Genomic DNA, 17,483 nt, shown 5'->3' with positions numbered 1-17,483 from the left:
ATGAACCGGATGCCGCTCCTGAAGTTTTTCACCCTGGCCCGCGCAAGCGCGGAGCGGGCGTGTCTGCCTGGAGCCCCCCGAGGTCGTTGATACGGCCATCGATGGACCTTCGACAGAGCGCCCCCTGGGGCGCTCTTTTCGTTTCTGTTTCTTGTGAGTCGACTGACAGTCGACTCTGCCCAGCCGACGCTACCCAGTACTGCAAAGGAGAACGTGCCATGCACCAGATCGCCGAGACCGAACGCTAGCCGCGCGCCCTGTCGCCAACCGGGGTGCGCGGCCCCCGAAGTTGGCTTTGCAGGAACCCATTTCATGAACACCCAAGTCCTTTCCCGCCGCCGCAACCTCGGCATCATTGCCCACATCGACGCCGGCAAGACCACGCTGACCGAACGCCTGCTCTGGAAAAGCGGCGAGATCCACCGCGTCGGCGAAGTGCACGACGGCAATGCGACCACCGATTTCTCGGCGATCGAGCGCGAGCGTGGCATCACCATCGGCGCTGCCGCCGTGCAGGCGCAATGGGCGCCGCGCGACCTGCCGCCGCACAGGCTGACCCTGATAGATACCCCCGGCCACATCGACTTCGCCATTGAAGTGGAGCGGTCGCTGCGCGTGCTCGACGGTGCCGTAGCGGTGTTTTCGGCCGTGGATGGCGTGCAGTCGCAGTCCGAGACGGTGTGGCGCCAGGCGCGTCGCCATCGCGTGCCGCTGATCGCTTTCGTCAACAAGATGGATCGTGTCGGCGCTTCCTTCGAGCGCGTGCTGGAACAGCTGCGGGACAAGCTGCAGGCGCGCCCATGGGCACTGGGCGTACCGCTGGGCAGCGAGAGCGCGTTCAACGGATGGGTCGATCTGGTCGACGAGCGCGTGCTGCACTGGCAGGACGATGGCGTGGCCACGATCACCGCCTGGGACGACGCCATGCGCGCGGCGTGGCAGTCGCAGCGCGAGGCGCTGGTCGAGGCCGTGGCCGATCATGACGAAAGGCTGGCCGATGCGTGGCTGGAAGGTCGCGTGATCGATGCTGAGGCGCTGCGCGCGGCGATCCGACGGGCGACGCTGGCGGGTGCGGGCGTGCCCGTGCTGGCCGGCGCTGCGTTCAAGGACAAAGGCATCGAAACGCTGCTCGACGCGGTGGTCGACTACCTTCCGTCGCCGCTGGACCGTCCTGCCGTGACCGCTGAGGGCGAGAGCGGCGACGTGGTGCTGCCTCCGGATCCGGACGGTCCGCTGGCCGGCCTGCTGTTCAAGATCACCCACCAGCAGCACGGCGCGTTGAGTTTCGTGCGGCTGTACTCGGGAACCTTGAAGGTGGGCGAGGCCATAGCCAGTTCGCAGCATCCACAGGGGCGGCGCGTCAGCCGGCTGGTGCGGGTGCAGGCCGACCAGACCCATGACATCGAACAGGCCGTGGCCGGTGACATCGTCGCGGTACTGGGCTGGAAGGACGCGGTCAGCGGCGAGACGCTGAGTGGCCGTGCGCAGCCGCTGCGCCTGGAGAGCATCCAGGCACAGGCGCCGGTACTGGCCTGGCGGCTGGAGCCTGCACGTGCGGCCGACCTGATCCGGATGGCGCAGGGCCTGGCCAGCCTGGCCCAGGAAGATCCCTCGTTCCGGGTCGAGACCGACCGCGAGACGGCGGAGACCCTGGTCTGGGGCATGGGCGAGCTGCACCTGGAGGTCATGGTCGAGCGCCTGCGCAGCGAATGGAAGGTGGACGTGGCGGTGGGTGCGCCGCGCGTGGCCTACCAGGAGACGCCCCTGCGTGCAGTGGCCGGCGTGGTCGGGCGCGTGGTCAAGCAGAGCGGTGGCCAGGGCCAGTTCGCGCACGTGGTGCTGGACGTATCGCCGCGCGAAGATGACCAGGTGGTGTTCAATGACCGGATTGTCGGCGGTGTGGTTCCCCGCAGCTTCATTGCCGCGGTCGAGAAAGGCGTGCGTGCCGCGCTGTCGGAAGGCCCGCAGGGGCATCCGGTCGTCGGTATCGAGGTCAGCCTTGTCGATGGACAGACCCATGCCAAGGACTCTTCGGAGATGGCGTTCCACCGCGCCGGTGCCGAAGCGGTCAAGGCGGCGCTGGCAGAAGGTGGCACGCAGCTTCTGGAGCCGGTGATGGCGGTGACGGTGCATTCGCCGTCGGCGTCGGTGGGTGATGTGGTCGGCGACCTCAATCGCCGCCACGGGCGCGTGGCCCGCATCGACGACCAGGACGGCCGGGCGGAAGTGAGCGGTTTTGCGCCGCTTGCGCAGCTGGTGGGCTACACCACGTCGCTGCGGTCGCTCAGCCAGGGCCGGGCCAGCAGTGAAGCCCATCTGCACGGCTATGAGCCGGTGCGCGCTGCATGAAGAAGGACAGGGGAGCCCGTACGCGGGCTCCCTTTTTTTCTGCCGCTGACTGGGTCGGTGTATCCATGCAGGCCGGATCTGCGGCAGGCACGCGTGGTTCCTGTATTGCATTGCAACAAAACATGCAGAAAAGGCTGGATTAAAGTGATGCCTCACGATAAATTGCGCACCCCCCGATGCCCGCCGCCGCCCGCACCCGCCATGCGTGATGACAAAGACCCCGGAACCCTGGAGCTGACCCTGCCGCGAAAGCGCGGCCGTCCGCCGAAGTTCGGGTACGCAATGAGCGACGCGCAGCGGGCCGCGCGCTACCGTGCGCGCAGGGCAGGCCAGGCCAACCATGCGGACGTGCGCTCCTGTTCGGACATGGTGCTGCTGGACAAGATCCGGGCGGCGATCAGTGCCCGCGATACTGAACTGGCCGGGTTCCTGGTCCACGTGCTTTGGCAGCGCTACCCCCTGCAGCTGAAGTAGTCCGGCGTCGGGCTGGCCGTTGTCGTCGAGCTTGTTGATAATGCGGGATTCAGGTTGTTCCCGCTGGCGCGCCCGGGATGGCAGGCGCGCATGATCGAACGGTTTCCAAGATGACCACCACCCGCGACACCACCACCGAAGCGGCGCAGAGCGGCGCCCCCCTGTTCTATACCCGTCCGGTGCCGCTGCAGGCCGATGTGCACGCTGACCTGCGCATCCTGCCTGGCAAGCTCGAGTTTGCCGCGGGCAACAACGCGATTCCGCTGGTGCTGGGCGAGTTCTCGCTGGCGCTGCACCACTTCCCGATCCTGTTCGCTGGCCCGACCGCTGTGCCGATGGCCGCCGTGGGCGTCTCCGACCAGAACCTGTTCATCAAGGACGGGCTGTGGGAGGACGAGGCCTATATCCCGGCCTACCTGCGCCGCCATCCCTTCATCTTCATCGATACGGGCGCGGAGAACGACTTCCTGCTGGGCATCGATGAAGCGAGCCCGCGCGTGGTCAAGGGCGGCGACGAGGGCCAGCCGTTGTTCGTCGATGGCAAGGCCACCGAACTGGTGCAGCAGGCGCTGGAATTCTGCGGGCAGTTCACCCGCGAGCATGAGCAGACCCAGGCCTTCTCCAAGGCCCTGATCGAGAACGGCCTGCTGGTGGAGCGCAACGCCACGGTGCGTACCCCCGACGGTCGCGAGTTCAACCTCAATGGCTTCCAGGTCGTGGATGTCGAGAAGTTCGTCGCGCTGCCGGAAGCGACCGTGGTCGAATGGCACCGTAGCGGCTGGCTCGCGCTGATCCATCAGCACCTGATGTCGCTGGGCCGTTTCAACGACCTGACCCGTCGCCAGGTCGAGCGCCTGGCCGCGTGATCAGGGCGCTGGCATGGGGGCCTGGGCCAGGTCGCCGTGCCAGCGCTGCAGTGACGCCAGCAGGTGGCGTGCGCCAGCCCAGTCGGGTGAGTCCAGGCGCGCCAGCGCCCACAGGTCGGCTGCGATGCCGGCCTGCTCCACGGCGCCGCAGAACTGCAGCGTGCCCTGCAGTCGATGTGCATGGTGGCGGACCCGCTCCGCATCGGCCTCTGCCAGGGCACGGTCGATTTCGCCCAGTTCCACTGCAATGTCTACCGCATAGGCCGGATCCGGCGTCGTGGGGGCGTCAAGGATTTCTGCCTCTTCGGGCGACAGGCCCAACACCTGCAGCAGCACCCCTGTACGCAGCGGCTTGGTCAGCACGGCGTCGAAACCTGCCTGCCTGCATCGGATCGCGTGCCTCCGGCCCGTGTGCGCGGACAGCGCGATCAACCTCAGTGGCCCCTGGGCGTCGCGCCTGAGGCGGCGGGCGAGGGCATACCCATCCATTCCGCGCAAGCCGATGTCCAGAAGCACGGCGGCGCGTGGCCGGCGTGCCTGCTCGGCAATCGCACTGGCGGCATCGGCCAGTGCCAGCACGTCGGCGCCCAGGCGTTGCAGTTGCCCGGCAATGAGGTGACGGTTGAGCGCGTGATCTTCGACCAGCAGCAGTTCCAGGCCCGCGAGCGGCATGCCCGGGCGGCGGGCCGTGTCCGGGCGGCGTGGCCCCGGCGTGGCTGCGCGCACAGGCACCCGCAGCGTGAAGCGGCTGCCGCGTCCACGCACGCTGTGAACGGTCAGGGCACCGCCCATGGCGACGGCGAGCTCACGCGCGATGGCCAGTCCGAGGCCACTGCCGCCACGTTCCCCGCCTTCGGCGCCCTGCTGGAAGGGCTCGAAGATGGAGGCCATCCGCGCGCTGCCGATGCCGATGCCGCTGTCAATCACATCCAGGACCAGCTGCTGGGGGCGTGCGCCGGGCACAAGCCGCACCCGCAGGTGGATGCTCCCTGCGTCGGTGAATTTCAGTGCGTTCGCCAACAGGTTGTCGACGATATGGCGCAGTGCATCCGGGTCAAGGTGCAGCCACAGCGAGGGATGCCGGGGGACTTCGAGATGCACCTGCAGTCCCTTCAGTTCGGCCTGCGGGCGAATGACAGCAATCGCCTGGCTGCAGAGCTGAGTGAGGTCGCACGGCCTGGGATCGGACTGGAAGGTGCCACTCTGCAGGCGCGAGAAGTCCAGTGACCGGTCGAGCAGGCTGCGCAGCGAATGGCCGGCGGCGTCGGCCGCTGCCAGCAGTTGGTCCTGCCGCGCCGGCCCCGGCGATTGCCTGAGCAGGCGGACCGAGGCAAGCAGGGCCTGCGCGGCGTTGCGTATCTCATGGCTGAGCATGCCGATCGCCCGGGCCTGTCCGCGGCAGGCGCGGGTGATCGCGTACTGCATCGAGGGCAGCAGGAGGAACGGCGTTGCCACCAGCGCCAGTACCGCAAGGTGCCACCAGGGCTGGGGGGTACGTATCCAGTGCAAAGCGCGGCCGAACGGCTCCGGCAGCATCTGCCCGGCCCAGCGCTGCAACAGGCTGGCGTGTTCCTCCAGCGTGATCCGCTGCAATCCCTGCTGGATGCGTTCCAGCAGCTCGATGTCATCGCGGCGTGCCAGCAGCCGCAGATCGGTGGAAAAGGCGGAGTCGACAGGATGCAGGTCAAGCTCGCCCGGGAAGTAGCGACGCACCATGGGGCGAAGCGTGGTCTCAACGCCAACCGCCGCGTCGGCGTGGCCGGCGATGACCGCTGCCAGCGCCGCATGCCGGTCTGGCCGGTGCAGCAGCTGGATCTGCGGATGATGCGCGCGCAACCAGCCTGCGTAGGGCCCGCCTTCGACGACCGCGAGCACCCGGCCGTTGAAGTCGTTGATGTCGCGCGGCAGCCACTCACCTGGCCGCCCGGCCAGCACCGTCTTGCCACCGTGAAAGCGGGGCGAGGCCACCATCCCGGGGCAGGGGGGCGGTGGATGCCCGGGGTTGCCGACCACCAGCACCAGATCGGCCTCCCGTGCGCAGACGGCAGCAATCGCTGCGCCGGTGGTCGGGTAGGGATGATCGACGAACTGCAGCCGGGCATGGCGGGCCACGAGTCCGGCATAACCGTGAGCCAGCGTCGGCAGTGGCATCGACCGGGCCAGTTCGGCGGGGAGCGGGCGCAGTGCCGGGTTCGTTGCGACCCGTACGATGCTCCCCGCTGCCCAGCGGTGCGAGCGCACGTCCTCCGCCGACGCCGCCGGGAGCAGGAGCAGCGCCAGCAGCAGGACGAACGAGGTCCGCCGATGTGCTGGCAGGCTGCCCCTCACGATGACTCCGTCTGCGGGCGCATTGCGTAGATTTCCGCCGCGCTCCGCAGCCCCAGCTTGCGCAACGCGGCAACCTTCTGCGTGCTGACGGTTTTCACGCTTCGATGCCGGCGCAGTGCGATTTCAGAGACGGTCAGTCCGGCCAGCAACAGATCCAGCACCTCGCGTTCGTTACGGCTGAGTTCCTCGCAGTCGGCCGGAAGCAGGCAATCGGGCGGGACGCGGCTCAACCCTTGGAACACGCGCACGATGGCCTCGGACAGCATGTCCAGGGGCTCGGCCTTGCCCACGAAGCCGCTGAGCCCGGCGTTGATCAGCTCCTTGACGCGAGTGGCAGGCGACCACGTGGCAAAGGCGAGCAGCGGCATGCGCGGGAACAATTGTCGCAACAGGGGCACCAGTTCGGCGCTGCTGCGGTCGCCGCGTGCCAGGGTCAGGTCGATGATGGCGACGTCGACCGGCACCTGCTGCAGGCTCGCGATGAATCCATCGCTGTGGGCATGGCTGGCGACGATCCTGAAACGTACGTCGCGGGTCAGGTGCAGCGCGGTGCCGCGGCGGACGACTTCGTGGTCATCCAGGAGCGCCAGGCGCAGCCGGCGCGGTGCAGGAGGAAATCCATTCATGCGCGGGGAGGTGATCAGCGCCAACGAGGGGCGTGGCGCTCATTCTGGCGCTGCTGTCGCAGTGGGCATCGAATTACTTCGAATTTTGCGATTATTCCTAAGAAGCGATGCTCGGAGTCGATCAGTCCGCGCGCGTTCATTGGTGTAATGAATTGCGCGGCGGTGTGCTCAGCGTCGATGCGCGCCGTTCCCTGCGGTCGACCGCGGGCCCGCCAGCAGGCGCGACACCGGCATGACCTGTGCGGCACCGGATGCGGCAAGCAGGTCCAGTGCATGCCGCTTCCTGGCGGGCAGGGCGGCGACCGCCTCGCGTGCAATGGTGATGTCGTACTCGCGGGCATTCGCATCCAGCGCCGTGGCCAGTACGCAGGAATCGGCGGTCATCCCGCTGAGCCAGAGGCGGCGGACCCCCAGCTTGGCGAGCAGGATCGGCAAGGGTGTGGCCAGGAACGCGGAGTGCTTGGGCTTGAGCACGAAATAGTGCCCGGGGACCGGTGCAAGCACCGTGGCGATGCGCGCCGCCGGGCCGCCGTCCTGCCGGCATTGCTCCACCTGCTGGCGGAAGTCACGCTTCCAGTCCGAGAAGTTGTCATTGGCATAGATCACCGGCCAGTGGTGTTCATCGCAATGATCGCGCAGGCGGCGGATCTGCCTGGCGGCCCGCTCGGCCAGCGGCGCCAGGGCGGCCGCATCGGGAAAGTCGAAGCGGCTGAACATGTCGATGACCAGCAATGCGGTGGCGGCCTCGCGCGGCATCGGTCAGTCTCCCGTCTGCGCGTGCGGGGCCTGGACCGGCTTGGACTGCGGCGAGCCCTTCTGGCGCAGGAAGATGGTGAGCACCACAAGCGACAGCACGGCCAGGAATTCACTCTGCCAGTTCTGCATTGATTCGAACCAGAACGTGCTGCTGCAGAGGTGTTCGAGGAAGCCGGGCGGCGGGAGGCCCTGCAGTTGCCGTTCCAGCTGCTCGGCCCGCCAGCTGCCTGCGGCATGCAGGCCGAAGCTGAGCAGGAACAGCGCGCCGAAGGCGATCGCCAGCGAGTGGCCGTACAGCCGTTTCCACAGGCCGCCACGCCTGACCGGCCATGGCGCGGGGCCGGGATCGATGCGTTCATGCTCCTGCGCGGGATCCAGCGGACGGGACTCGGCCGAGCCACGCTGGCGCAGGCTGACTGTCAGCAGCACGTACATGCCCATCTGCAGGAACTCGCTTTCCCAGTTTTCGAACGTGGCGCTGACGAAGTGCCCGCTGCCCAGGTAATGCCACAGGTCCAGTGGCGCCCGGCCATGCTGGACCAGTTCCTGGTTGTGCACCTGCAGGCCGGCCAGCGCCTGGCCCGTGATGAACAGCAGGGTCAGGACCAGCAGTACCAGCGAAAGACCATTGCGTTTCCACATGCCACACCTCGCACGGGGGTTCCGGATGCGTTTCCTGCAGCCTGCTGGTGCGGCCGTGAATCCCGCGCATCCGGCATGTGAGGCGGACTCAGCGTTTGCCGGTGGGGTCCGGATCCGTCCGCTCGTAGTCTTCGGGCGTCGCCTTGGGGCCGCCGCCGTCATCGGGCATGTCGTGCTCCTTCCACCGGGCGTGATCGTTGCGACGCTTGTCGGGTGTATGCGCCTTGGATTGGTCATCCACGTCGACGGTCGGATTGAAGGGCAGCTTGTCGTTCATTGCGGTCTCCTGCAGCGGGGCCTGCAAGGCTGCGCCCGCACGGGTTAACGTGGCGAGGCCGGCGAATGAACGCCGCGCACACCACGCGGTCACCCTCAGGGCATGGGCGGCCTGCGATGCTGGCGTCCCGTTCCGCGGAGACGTGCGATGCAGGCATTGACCTACCACGGGCGCAAGGATGTGCGCGTCGAGACTGTCCCCGACCCGGTGCTGGCCGCCGACGATGACCTGATCCTGCGGGTGACCGCCACCGCGATCTGCGGCTCGGACCTGCATCTCTACCGCGGGAAGATTCCGGACCTGCACGACGGCGATGTGCTGGGCCACGAATTCATGGGCATCGTGGAAGAGGTCGGCAGTGCCGTCACCCGGGTGCGGCCAGGCGACCGGGTCGTCATCCCGTTCGTCATCGCCTGCGGCGAGTGCTTCCACTGCCGGCTTGCCGAGTATGCGGCCTGCGAAACCACCAATTCCGGCAGGGGTGCCGCATTGAACCCGAAGGGCCTGCTGCCGCCTGCAGCGCTGTTCGGCTATAGCCATCTCTACGGTGGCGTGGCCGGTGGACAGGCGGAGTTCGTGCGTGTCCCGAAGGCGAACATCGGCCCGTTGCGGATTCCCGAAGGCATCGCCGACGAACAGGTGCTGTTCCTGTCCGACATCCTGCCCACGGGCTACCAGGCCGCGCTCAACGCCGGGGTGAAACCGGGGGCGACCGTGGCCATCTTCGGCGCCGGCCCGGTGGGATTGATGAGCGCTGCGTGCTGCCGCCTGCTGGGGGCGGAAACGATCTTCATGGTCGACCACCTCCGCTATCGCCTGGACTATGCGCAGCGCGCCTTTGGCGTGACACCCATCGATTTCCGCGAAATCGAGGATCCCGCCGATTACATCGTCAGCCAGACCGGTGGCCGCGGAGTCGACGCCTGCATCGAGGCCGTCGGGTTCGAAGCCGAGGGCAGTGCGCTGGAGGCGGCACTGACGGCAGTGAAGCTGGAGGGCAGCAGCGGCGTGGCCATCCGCCAGTGCATCGCGGCAGTGCGCCGGGGTGGCATCGTCAGCATCCCGGGCGTGTATGCCGGTTTCATCCACGGGTTCCTGCTGGGAGACGCGTTCGACAAGGGCCTGACATTCAAGATGGGACAGACGCATGTGCAGGGGCTGATGCCGGAGCTGCTGACTGCCATCATGGAGGGCCGGCTGGATCCGGGCGGGATCATTTCCCACCGCATGCGGCTGGCCGACGCGGCGCAGGGCTACGCCATGTTCGATGCCAAGGACGACGACTGCCGCAAGATCGTGCTGACACCGTGAGGCCCGGCATGAACGGACTGGCGGCCGGCGGCCTGTACCTGCTGTGGCTTGGGGCCGGTGCGCTGGATTTCCACTTCCATCGCCGCTCGGATCTGGCGCATTCATCGGGGCTGCGCGAGAGCACGCTGCATGGCGTGCAGTTGCTGCTGATCGGGGCCGGGGCACTCGCGTGGCTGGCGCTGGAGGCGAACTACGGACGGGTGGCCCTGCTGGCGGTGCTGGTGAGCGTGCATGCGGTGGCCGGCTACCTGGACACGGCCGCTGCGGAGGGACGTCGCCGGATCAGTCCGGCCGAGCAGCACGTGCACAGTGTGCTGGACGTGGTGCCGTGGTTGTTCCTGTTGTGGATCGGGCGGGAGGCGGAACCCGGATGGACGCTGGGCTGGCAACCGGCTGACTGGCCGGCGTGGGTCTTCATCCTGGCTCCAGCGGGGCTGCTGACCGTGCTTCCCTGGCTGCGGGAGCTCCGCCGCTGCCTTGCGGCGCGGCGGCCAGCGGCGGAATGACGGCCCGTTCATCGAAGGTGTAGACAGCGCATGAACATTCACCGGGGTAGCGTTGGGTGCTCGCATCGAGCGCACGCCATCCATGCCGAACCGAGCCATCGTGTATGTAAGCGAAGCCGCCCGCGCACTGCCCCGCAGGCAGTTGGACGCGCTGGTGGCCGATGCCGTCCGTTTCAACCGCAGCGCCGGCGTGACGGGCGTGCTGCTGTTTGATGGCCTGCGCTTCCTCCAATACATGGAAGGCCCTCCGGACGGGCTCGACGTGGCGTTCTCCCGGGTCAGCGGCGCAAGCAGCCATGGCGACATCATTGAACTGGCACGCGGCCGGGTAGGGCAGCGCCGGTTGCCTTTCTGGCCCATGCGCTGCCTGCCGGTCACACCGGAGGACCTGCGCCAGATCGCCCGCGCTGACTGGGCGAGTTTCATCCAGCGTGCCGCCACTGACCAGGCCGATGCCACCGCGATGGCCCAACTGCTGGCCATTGTCGAACCGCACGTGCGCGCCGCCTGATCCAAGGCCGGGGTTAGCGCAGCGTGCGCGGCGCCTGAGGGGAGGGCGAGCGGCTGGCGCCGCACACTCATGGCGGCCTACAGCACCCGGCGCATCCTGCAATGGCAGGAACTGCCTGCGCGCTAAGGAATGACCATGCCTCTCCGAGCGATCGCCTACGCAAGCGAGGCGATACCGTGGCTGTCTGCCGATCATGTGGATGGCCTCGCCAGGAGTGCTGCCCGCTTCAACTTCGAAGCCGGCGTGACGGGAGTGCTTCTTTACGATGGACGTCGTTTCCTCCAGTACATCGAAGGGCCGGAAGACAGCATCAACGTGGTGTACAGCCGCATCCTCGCGGCACGCAGCCATCGCGAACTGGTTGAACTGGGGCGCGGCCGTATCAGTGCGCGTGTCATGCCGTACTGGTCGATGCGCCTGCTGCCGGTGGAACCGGCAGAGGTGCGCGGCGTCGCGCACGGAAACTGGGACGGCCTGTCCCGCTGCGGTGCCCTGCAACAACTGACGGCCGTGGTGGCGCCGCACGTCAGCGGCATAGGCTGCTGACGACCGGCGCCCGGCGGGATCGGGTCAATGGTCGCGCCGCGCACAGCCGCGCGTACTGGCCAGGCTCCGTACTGCCTGCTGCAGGAGCCTGATGGGAAACGGCTTGGCGACGAAGGGTGCCTGCCGATGCCTGACCGGCACCATCTGGTCATACACGGCCGACACGAACAGGTAGGGGACGCCGAGCTCGGCCAGGCGATCCGCCACCGGAAAGACCACGCCGTCGCGGAGTTCGATGTCGAGTACGGCAACATCGAAGTGGCTGCGTTCCAGCAGTCCCATCGCGTCGAAGACGCTGTACGCGTGGCTGACGGAATCGCCGCCGTCCTGCAGGGCCTGCTCCATCAGTTCGGCCAGATCGAGCTGGTCCTCGACCAGCAGCAGGTTGCACCGGTGTCTGCCTGGGGCGGGCTGCATGGATTGTTGCCTCTGTAACCAACGGAATTGCAGTGTCCACCGGCGCGCATGAGCGCGCCGGCTGGATCCTGTCAGGCCGGCGCGAAGGCGGCCGCGCGTCGTGGATGCAGCGTGCACGCAGAGCGTTGCTGCGTTGACGGGACGTTGGCGATCGGCGTGGATACTGCCGGCGTCTTCGATCAATGGAGCCCTGGCATGAGCATGAATGAAGGTGGAAGGTCGTTGCCGCGCGTGTTGCGCGTGGAGAGCATGCCGCTGGACTGCGGCAGTACCGCGATCGTTGTCGAGCTCGACCAGGTACCGTCGCGGGCCTGGACGAAGTCACTGAAACGGGCCATGCAGGCCGACGAAGGACTGGACAGTACACAGCCCAGGTTCGACGGGCGGTTCGTTTACGTGGTGGACCTGGATGGCGCACAGCACCGCGCGGAACATCGCGTGTTGCAGGCATTGTCCAGCGCCAGCGCCGGCGCTGCCGACGGCGGCAGCGCGGGGCGGCCCACGCGTGGCACCCGGTCGGCGGCCGCGCACGCCAACCGCTGAGTACTCCGCCGGCAACGCGCGGCGCTGTTAGTGTGGCATCAGCATGGCGTGCGCCGCGCATGCGCACTCGGCCGGGAACGCCGACCCTGCGCTGACTGCCCTGCGCCCAGCATGGCTCCGGAGGCATTTCGCCCGCACCGGAGGTCGTGATGACAGACAAGAACAGTACCCGCACCGAACGCCTGCTGAAGTGGCTGCAGGATGCCCATGCGATGGAGCAGGAGGCGGAGACCATGATGAAGGCCATGGCCTCGCGCATCGAGAACTATCCCGAACTGGCTGCCCGGATCGGCCAGCACGTGCAGGAGACCCAGCAGCAGGCGGCCTCGCTGCGCGAATGCATTGAATCACTGGGCGGCAGCGTGCCGACCACCAAGGGCTTGTTCGCCAGCATGACGGCGGCGATCCATGCGGCCGGCAACAGCATGATGGAGGATGAAGTCGTGAAGGGCATCGGCCTGTCGTTCGGCTTCGAGAACACCGAGATCGCCACCTACCGCGCCCTGGTGATCGCGGCCGAGCGCGCCGGCGCCACCGATATCGCCGCGGTCTGCGGCCAGATCCTGCAGGAAGAGATCGCAATGGCGCGTTGGCTTGAGGATCACCAGGATCGCCTGGTGGGTGCGTTCCTTGATCGTGACGAGACGCCGGGCGTGGAAGCCAAGCGCTGAAGCCCGGCGCCCGCCATCGGAGGTAGATCCCATGTTCTTCCATCACAAGAAGCTGATGTACACCGTACGCGTGCGCGAATCGAATCCGCAGCTGGCCAGCCTGATGCTCGAGCAGTTTGGCGGCCCGCAGGGCGAGCTGGCGGCAGCCATGCGCTATTTCACCCAGGGCCTGGGCGAGTGCGACCCGGGGCGCAAGGACCTGCTGATGGACATCGCCACCGAAGAGATCGGCCACCTGGAAATCATCGGCACGATCATCGCCATGCTCAACCGGGGTCCCAAGGCCATCCAGTCCGAGGCCCTGGCCGAAGCCGAGGACATGCGCCTGCTTGGCCAGAACAGCACCAGCCATACCGGGCAGATCCTGTATGGCGGCGGCCCTGCGCTGGTCAATTCCAGTGGCGTGCCGTGGACGGCGGCTTACATTGATTCGATCGGCGACCCGACCGCCGACCTGCGCTCCAACATCGCGGCCGAGGCGCGCGCCAAGCTGGTCTATGAGCGGCTGATCAACATCACCGATGATCCGGGCATCAAGGATGCGCTGCGCTTCCTTATGACCCGCGAGATCGCGCACATGAAGTCATTCGAGAAGGCGCTGCACAGCATCCAGCCCAACTTCCCGCCAGGCAAGCTGCCCGGCGATCCGGCGTACACCGACCTGTACATGGACGTCTCGCAGGACGATGGATCCGGTGACCTGCAGGGCAGTTGGAACAGTGGCGAACTCTGGGAACGGGTCAGCGATCGTGATGCCCAGTGGGCCGTGGATGGCGGCGACGGAAGCGCCTCGGTCGGGCTGGACGCGCGCGAACAGGCGGCCGTGCAGGCGATGACCCTGCGCACCCTGTCCGATCCCGAGGCGCGACCCACCACCGGCGCGGAGCTGGGGGCTGGCCCCGGTGCCGGGGCGCTGGATGTTCCGCCGCGCGAACCGTGATTCCTCGCGGGGCCCGGCGCGTGCCGGGCCCATCGGGATGATCCAATGTTCAGTACCGATGAAATCGACCGGATGATGCAGGAGCTCGACCAGCGGCTGCCAGTCTGGGCCACCATGCTGGACGAAACCGCCTTCATGGCCCTGCTTGACGAGGCCCTGTGCTACATCGCGCTGGGGGCCGATCCGCGCGCCCGCGCCCACTGCCTGCGCCGTACCGGCAAGCTGCACCTGCGCAGCGGCCAGGCCGAGTGGTGCCGCCGGTTCCTGTGTTGAGTGGCGCGCGACGCGGCGTATACGGGCGCGCGACCGGTGCTTCACCCGTGGCTGCGCCATAAAGAACAAATTGACCTGCATGGACACCGATACGAATGAACGCGCTCGCGGCCCGTCACAGCCTCTGGCTGCATCGTGCAGCCCCGGTCAGCTACCCGGCCCAGTCCGGTGATCTTCGTACACAGGTATTGGTGGCCGGGGCCGGCATCACCGGCCTGCTGACCGCAGCGCGGCTGGCAGATGGCGGGCTGGACGTGGTGGTGATCGACGCTGGGCGCATCGCCGCGCGCAATACCGGCCTTTCCACCGGCAATCTGTATGCACCGGTGTCCGGCATGGCTGACCTGGTGGGCCGCTGGGGCGTGGAGGTGGCTTCCCAGGTGGTGCGCCTGCGCGCCCAGGCGGTGCACGCGATCGAGGCGCTGGTTGACCGCTTTGCGCTCGAGTGCGATTTCGCCCGGGTGCCCATGCAGTATGGCGTGCAGGGCCACGAACGCAGTGCAATCGCGCAGTTCGAGCGTGAACTGCAGGCCTACGCGCGTGTCGGCCTGGCATGCCTTCATCGACAATCCGGCTTGCCATTCGCGCTGGCCCATGCCTTCAGCATCCCTCAACAGGCGCAGCTGGATCCAGCGGCGTTCTGCCGTGGGCTGGCCGGGCAGCTGTCCGGCCGCGTGCGACTGTTCGAGCACACCACGCTGCTCGACCTCGATGCATCGGCTGGCGTGGCCACTACTACCGGCGGCCGCGTGCGTGCGGATCACTTCGTGCTGGCTACGCACTCGCCCGCCGGGTTCAACCTGGTGCAGGCGGAAATGGAGGCGTACCGCGAGCACGCATTCGCAGCGCCGGTGGTCGCGCCACCGGAGCCCGGCATCCACTGGATCGGTGACCAGCGTCGTTCGCTGCGCGCTGCCAAGGACAGTGACGGGCAGCCCTGGCTGGTGCTCGTCGGTGAATCGCACCGTGCCGGCGAAGCACCGGCACGCGATCCACAGCGCCAACTGGCTGACGAGGCGTGCCGGCACTTCACGCTGGCTGGCGCGAGCCTGTCATGGTCGGCGCAGCAGTTCAGATCGGCCGATCGGCTGCCGTTCATCGGAGGCAGCGCGCACGACAACGTATGGGTTGCCACGGGCTTCGGTGCCGATGGCCTCACCTGGGCAGGCGTTGCCGCGCAGGTGATCAGCGAGGCGATCCAGGGCGTCGAATCCGATGCCGCCCGGCTGTTCAGTCCCTTGCGGTTCACCCCGATGCGGTCCGCAGCCGGCTGGGCGCGGTGCAATGCAACGGTGGCGCGTCACATGCTGGGGGATCGGCTGGCCAGCCTTCCAGCCGGGGCCGGCAACATTGCACAGGGCAGCGGGGCGATCGTCGAACACGGTGGCCAACGGTGCGCCGTGTACCGCGACGAGGAAGGCAGGTTGCATGTGATGTCGGCCGTGTGCCCGCACCTGAAGTGCCTGGTGCAATGGAACGGACTGGAGAAGAGCTGGGACTGTCCGTGCCACGGCAGCCGTTTCAGTGCCACGGGCGCGCTGCTGGAAGGACCCGCACGCACGGGGTTGGCGCCGCACCGGCCATGATTACCGCGCGGGGAGGATGAAAAAAGGGGTGGGCGGACTCCAGGTCCGCCCACCCGGCCACCGATGCGCTGGCCTGCTATGGGTCAGCGCTGCTGGCCGCCGCGGTTGTTGCCACCGCCGCGCTGCTGCTGTTGCTGCCCGCCGCCTTGGTTGCCGCCACGGCTGTTCTGGCCGCCTTCGCGACCGATGTCAGCCATGTGCTGGCGGTCCTGGCTCACCGCTTCGCCGCCCTTGCGGCCGGCCTCGCGGGCTTCTTCCGAACTGAATTCGTGGGCGTTGCCCGATTCGTGCGCAGCGCGCCCGCCCTTGGCGGCGATCTCGCGCTGCTTGTCCTCGTCCATCGAAGCGAAACCGCGGTTGCTGTTGCCTTGGTTCTGGTTCTGGTTGGCCATGGAAGGTCTCCTTGGGTTGAACCGCCATGTCGACGGCAGGGACCATCTTCCAGATCCGCCGCTAGCCCGCGGTGGCTCGTCCGCCAACGGCATGTCAGATGCGGCGCCACGATTCCTCATGCTTTCTCTACGCGGAGGTGTCCGCGCGCCCGTAACGCCCGGATGCGGCGGGCAACAGGCAGCGCCGTCAACGCACTGCCGAAGGATGCGTGCGCGACTGGACATCGCGTCCACACCGGGGTCACCGGGCCTTTGGCCGCGAAGATTAAGGTAGAGCTGTCTGCAACAGCTGGTGATGCCATGCCCCTTCGTGCGATTGCCTATGCAAGTGAAGCCGCTCTGGACCTGTCCGGCGAGCGCATGCGGCGCCTCGTGGCCGACGCGCTGAAGTTCAATGAGTCCGCCGCAGTCACCGGCGTCCTGCTGTTCGACGGCACACGCTTCCTGCAGTACATCGAAGGACCGGAACCGGGCATCAACGCCGCCTACGCGCGGATCCTGGCCGCCAGCAGCCACAGCGGCGTGGTCGAACTCAATCGTGGCAGGATCGGGCGCCGCCAGTTCCCGCAGTGGTGGATGCGAAGCGTGCGGGTCGATCAGCTCGCCCTGGCCAAGGTCGCCATCTCCGACTGGACCGGTTTCGTGCGGAGTGCAGGTACGCCCGGCAACGGAAGCAGCGCCCTCGATTGCCTGCAGGCCATGGTGCAGGCGCTGCCAGTGGAGGGCGAACATGCCTGAGGGTCCTTCCATCGTCCTGCTGCGTGAGGCGGCCAGCCACTTCAAGGGGCACGTGGTCCAGCATGTGGAAGGCAACAGCCGCGTCGATCTGTCATCCCTGCGCGGGCGTCGGGTCAAGGCAGTTCGCAGCTGGGGCAAGCACTTCCTGCTCGAATTCGGCCAGCAGACGTTGCGCATCCACCTGATGCTGTTCGGTAGCTGGCGCATCGATGAACGCAAGCCTGGCCCAGCACGGGTGTCGTTGCGCCTGGACAATGGCGAACTGAATTTCTATGCCTGCTCGGTTCGGCTGATCGACCAGCCGCTGGATGAGGTCTATGACTGGCGCGGGGACGTCATGGCGGACGCCTGGGACCCGAAGCTGGCCCGGCGCAAGCTCAAGGCCATGCCCGGTGTCATGGTCTGCGACGCCCTGCTGGACCAGGCGGTATTTGCCGGCGTCGGCAATATCATCAAGAACGAAGTGCTGTTCCGGATCCGGGTGCACCCCGGCACGCGCGTAGGCGACCTGGCGCCGCGAAAGCTGTCCGCGCTGATCGAACAGGCCCGTGCCTACAGCTTTGATTTCCTGGAATGGAAGCGCCGTTTCGAGCTGAAACAGCATTGGCAGGTGCATACGCGACGGACATGCCCGTTGTGTGGCGGGCCGATAAGCAAGCTGCACATGGGCAGGACCCGGCGCCGCACGTTCTTCTGCCCCGATGACCAGGTTCTGTACGGCCCCTGAGGCC

The 17,483-nt window shown here is 67.4% G+C and carries 21 protein-coding genes; 14 read left to right on the top strand and 7 right to left on the bottom strand.

All coding sequences use genetic code 11. The annotated features are described in order from the left end of the window. Positions 1–312: 312 nt before the first annotated feature. From fusA to A9K58_RS06650, 3 genes are all read left to right on the top strand, one after another. The gene (gene fusA / locus A9K58_RS06660; RefSeq protein WP_065198605.1) at positions 313–2,349 is read left to right on the top strand and encodes an elongation factor G; all 2,037 of its coding nucleotides are present in this window, start codon (positions 313–315) and stop codon (positions 2,347–2,349) included. A 201-nt stretch (positions 2,350–2,550) separates the two neighbouring features. Further along, a complete protein-coding gene (locus A9K58_RS06655) occupies positions 2,551–2,823 on the top strand; it encodes a hypothetical protein (RefSeq protein WP_065198604.1) in 273 nt (90 codons plus the stop codon). A 110-nt stretch (positions 2,824–2,933) separates the two neighbouring features. Continuing rightward, positions 2,934–3,689, top strand: a complete 756-nt coding sequence (locus A9K58_RS06650) for a SapC family protein (protein WP_065198603.1) — start codon at positions 2,934–2,936, stop codon at positions 3,687–3,689. Here the strand turns inward: A9K58_RS06650 and A9K58_RS06645 are convergent, their stop codons facing one another. From A9K58_RS06645 to A9K58_RS06625, 5 genes are all read right to left on the bottom strand, one after another. Further along, positions 3,690–5,840 (bottom strand): ATP-binding protein, encoded by a 2,151-nt coding sequence (locus tag A9K58_RS06645; RefSeq protein WP_231109269.1) that lies wholly within the window; start codon positions 5,838–5,840, stop codon positions 3,690–3,692. A gap of 173 nt (positions 5,841–6,013) precedes the next feature. Next, a complete protein-coding gene (locus A9K58_RS06640; protein WP_065198747.1) occupies positions 6,014–6,643 on the bottom strand; it encodes a response regulator transcription factor in 630 nt (209 codons plus the stop codon). Between the two features lie 168 nt (positions 6,644–6,811). After that, positions 6,812–7,399 carry a cysteine hydrolase family protein gene (locus A9K58_RS06635; protein ID WP_065198602.1) on the bottom strand — a complete coding sequence of 196 codons (588 nt, stop codon included), beginning with the start codon at positions 7,397–7,399 and terminating at the stop codon, positions 6,812–6,814. A gap of 3 nt (positions 7,400–7,402) precedes the next feature. Then, the gene (locus tag A9K58_RS06630) at positions 7,403–8,041 is read right to left on the bottom strand and encodes a DUF6766 family protein (RefSeq protein WP_065198601.1); all 639 of its coding nucleotides are present in this window, start codon (positions 8,039–8,041) and stop codon (positions 7,403–7,405) included. Between the two features lie 88 nt (positions 8,042–8,129). Continuing rightward, the gene (locus tag A9K58_RS06625) at positions 8,130–8,318 is read right to left on the bottom strand and encodes a hypothetical protein (protein WP_065198600.1); all 189 of its coding nucleotides are present in this window, start codon (positions 8,316–8,318) and stop codon (positions 8,130–8,132) included. Positions 8,319–8,465: 147 nt separating this feature from the next. Between A9K58_RS06625 and A9K58_RS06620 the strand changes: the two genes are divergently transcribed. The 4 genes from A9K58_RS06620 (at position 8,466) to A9K58_RS06605 (ending at position 11,192) form a co-directional block, all read left to right on the top strand. Continuing rightward, the gene (locus tag A9K58_RS06620) at positions 8,466–9,629 is read left to right on the top strand and encodes a zinc-dependent alcohol dehydrogenase (protein WP_065198599.1); all 1,164 of its coding nucleotides are present in this window, start codon (positions 8,466–8,468) and stop codon (positions 9,627–9,629) included. Positions 9,630–9,637: 8 nt separating this feature from the next. Continuing rightward, positions 9,638–10,135 (top strand): hypothetical protein, encoded by a 498-nt coding sequence (locus A9K58_RS06615; protein ID WP_065198598.1) that lies wholly within the window; start codon positions 9,638–9,640, stop codon positions 10,133–10,135. Between the two features lie 82 nt (positions 10,136–10,217). Further along, positions 10,218–10,646 (top strand): BLUF domain-containing protein, encoded by a 429-nt coding sequence (locus tag A9K58_RS06610; RefSeq protein ID WP_065198746.1) that lies wholly within the window; start codon positions 10,218–10,220, stop codon positions 10,644–10,646. Between the two features lie 135 nt (positions 10,647–10,781). Next, positions 10,782–11,192 (top strand): BLUF domain-containing protein, encoded by a 411-nt coding sequence (locus A9K58_RS06605; RefSeq protein ID WP_065198745.1) that lies wholly within the window; start codon positions 10,782–10,784, stop codon positions 11,190–11,192. Between the two features lie 24 nt (positions 11,193–11,216). On the opposite strand, the gene A9K58_RS06600 is transcribed toward A9K58_RS06605, so the two are convergent. Next, positions 11,217–11,609: a response regulator gene (locus A9K58_RS06600; RefSeq protein WP_065198597.1), complete on the bottom strand. Its 393-nt coding sequence runs from the start codon at positions 11,607–11,609 to the stop codon at positions 11,217–11,219. 195 nt (positions 11,610–11,804) lie between these two features. On the opposite strand from A9K58_RS06600, the gene A9K58_RS06595 reads away from it, so the two are divergent. From A9K58_RS06595 to A9K58_RS06575, 5 genes are all read left to right on the top strand, one after another. Then, entirely contained in the window at positions 11,805–12,152 is a 348-nt protein-coding gene (locus A9K58_RS06595; protein ID WP_155760447.1) for a hypothetical protein, read from the top strand. A gap of 149 nt (positions 12,153–12,301) precedes the next feature. Beyond that, positions 12,302–12,823: a ferritin-like domain-containing protein gene (locus tag A9K58_RS06590; protein ID WP_065198596.1), complete on the top strand. Its 522-nt coding sequence runs from the start codon at positions 12,302–12,304 to the stop codon at positions 12,821–12,823. A gap of 31 nt (positions 12,824–12,854) precedes the next feature. After that, positions 12,855–13,763, top strand: a complete 909-nt coding sequence (locus A9K58_RS06585) for a manganese catalase family protein (RefSeq protein WP_065198595.1) — start codon at positions 12,855–12,857, stop codon at positions 13,761–13,763. Between the two features lie 45 nt (positions 13,764–13,808). Then, complete coding sequence (locus A9K58_RS06580) at positions 13,809–14,036, top strand: hypothetical protein (RefSeq protein WP_065198594.1); 228 nt, start codon at positions 13,809–13,811, stop codon at positions 14,034–14,036. A gap of 95 nt (positions 14,037–14,131) precedes the next feature. Beyond that, complete coding sequence (locus A9K58_RS06575) at positions 14,132–15,622, top strand: FAD-dependent oxidoreductase (protein WP_065198593.1); 1,491 nt, start codon at positions 14,132–14,134, stop codon at positions 15,620–15,622. 83 nt (positions 15,623–15,705) lie between these two features. Here A9K58_RS06575 and A9K58_RS06570 read toward each other — a convergent pair whose 3' ends face one another. Continuing rightward, on the bottom strand, positions 15,706–16,014 hold the full coding sequence (locus tag A9K58_RS06570; protein WP_065198592.1) for a KGG domain-containing protein: 309 nt from the start codon (positions 16,012–16,014) through the stop codon (positions 15,706–15,708). A 300-nt stretch (positions 16,015–16,314) separates the two neighbouring features. Here A9K58_RS06570 and A9K58_RS06565 point away from each other — a divergent pair, with 300 nt between their 5' ends. Both A9K58_RS06565 and A9K58_RS06560 read left to right on the top strand, forming a co-directional pair. After that, positions 16,315–16,752, top strand: coding sequence for a BLUF domain-containing protein (locus tag A9K58_RS06565; RefSeq protein ID WP_065198591.1), 438 nt, complete (start codon positions 16,315–16,317; stop codon positions 16,750–16,752). Then, positions 16,745–17,479: a DNA-formamidopyrimidine glycosylase family protein gene (locus A9K58_RS06560; protein ID WP_065198590.1), complete on the top strand. Its 735-nt coding sequence runs from the start codon at positions 16,745–16,747 to the stop codon at positions 17,477–17,479. Before A9K58_RS06565 ends, A9K58_RS06560 begins: the two co-directional genes overlap by 8 nt. Positions 17,480–17,483: the final 4 nt, after the last annotated feature.

This window comes from Stenotrophomonas maltophilia, assembly GCF_001676385.1.
GTDB classification, from domain to species: Bacteria; Pseudomonadota; Gammaproteobacteria; order Xanthomonadales; family Xanthomonadaceae; genus Stenotrophomonas; species Stenotrophomonas maltophilia_J.
This window is presented reverse-complemented; position numbering and strand designations above follow the sequence as displayed.

Bases quoted from the DNA above. Each gene is read 5' to 3' on its own strand.
- fusA (WP_065198605.1), top strand. From the start codon at position 313: ATGAACACCCAAGTCCTTTCCCGCCGCCGCAACCTCGGCATCATTGCC.
- A9K58_RS06655 (WP_065198604.1), top strand. From the start codon at position 2,551: ATGCGTGATGACAAAGACCCCGGAACCCTGGAGCTGACCCTGCCGCGA.
- A9K58_RS06650 (WP_065198603.1), top strand. From the start codon at position 2,934: ATGACCACCACCCGCGACACCACCACCGAAGCGGCGCAGAGCGGCGCC.
- A9K58_RS06645 (WP_231109269.1), bottom strand. From the start codon at position 5,840: ATGCCACTGCCGACGCTGGCTCACGGTTATGCCGGACTCGTGGCCCGC.
- A9K58_RS06640 (WP_065198747.1), bottom strand. From the start codon at position 6,643: ATGAATGGATTTCCTCCTGCACCGCGCCGGCTGCGCCTGGCGCTCCTG.
- A9K58_RS06635 (WP_065198602.1), bottom strand. From the start codon at position 7,399: ATGCCGCGCGAGGCCGCCACCGCATTGCTGGTCATCGACATGTTCAGC.
- A9K58_RS06630 (WP_065198601.1), bottom strand. From the start codon at position 8,041: ATGTGGAAACGCAATGGTCTTTCGCTGGTACTGCTGGTCCTGACCCTG.
- A9K58_RS06625 (WP_065198600.1), bottom strand. From the start codon at position 8,318: ATGAACGACAAGCTGCCCTTCAATCCGACCGTCGACGTGGATGACCAA.
- A9K58_RS06620 (WP_065198599.1), top strand. From the start codon at position 8,466: ATGCAGGCATTGACCTACCACGGGCGCAAGGATGTGCGCGTCGAGACT.
- A9K58_RS06615 (WP_065198598.1), top strand. From the start codon at position 9,638: ATGAACGGACTGGCGGCCGGCGGCCTGTACCTGCTGTGGCTTGGGGCC.
- A9K58_RS06610 (WP_065198746.1), top strand. From the start codon at position 10,218: ATGCCGAACCGAGCCATCGTGTATGTAAGCGAAGCCGCCCGCGCACTG.
- A9K58_RS06605 (WP_065198745.1), top strand. From the start codon at position 10,782: ATGCCTCTCCGAGCGATCGCCTACGCAAGCGAGGCGATACCGTGGCTG.
- A9K58_RS06600 (WP_065198597.1), bottom strand. From the start codon at position 11,609: ATGCAGCCCGCCCCAGGCAGACACCGGTGCAACCTGCTGCTGGTCGAG.
- A9K58_RS06595 (WP_155760447.1), top strand. From the start codon at position 11,805: ATGAGCATGAATGAAGGTGGAAGGTCGTTGCCGCGCGTGTTGCGCGTG.
- A9K58_RS06590 (WP_065198596.1), top strand. From the start codon at position 12,302: ATGACAGACAAGAACAGTACCCGCACCGAACGCCTGCTGAAGTGGCTG.
- A9K58_RS06585 (WP_065198595.1), top strand. From the start codon at position 12,855: ATGTTCTTCCATCACAAGAAGCTGATGTACACCGTACGCGTGCGCGAA.
- A9K58_RS06580 (WP_065198594.1), top strand. From the start codon at position 13,809: ATGTTCAGTACCGATGAAATCGACCGGATGATGCAGGAGCTCGACCAG.
- A9K58_RS06575 (WP_065198593.1), top strand. From the start codon at position 14,132: ATGAACGCGCTCGCGGCCCGTCACAGCCTCTGGCTGCATCGTGCAGCC.
- A9K58_RS06570 (WP_065198592.1), bottom strand. From the start codon at position 16,014: ATGGCCAACCAGAACCAGAACCAAGGCAACAGCAACCGCGGTTTCGCT.
- A9K58_RS06565 (WP_065198591.1), top strand. From the start codon at position 16,315: ATGCCCCTTCGTGCGATTGCCTATGCAAGTGAAGCCGCTCTGGACCTG.
- A9K58_RS06560 (WP_065198590.1), top strand. From the start codon at position 16,745: ATGCCTGAGGGTCCTTCCATCGTCCTGCTGCGTGAGGCGGCCAGCCAC.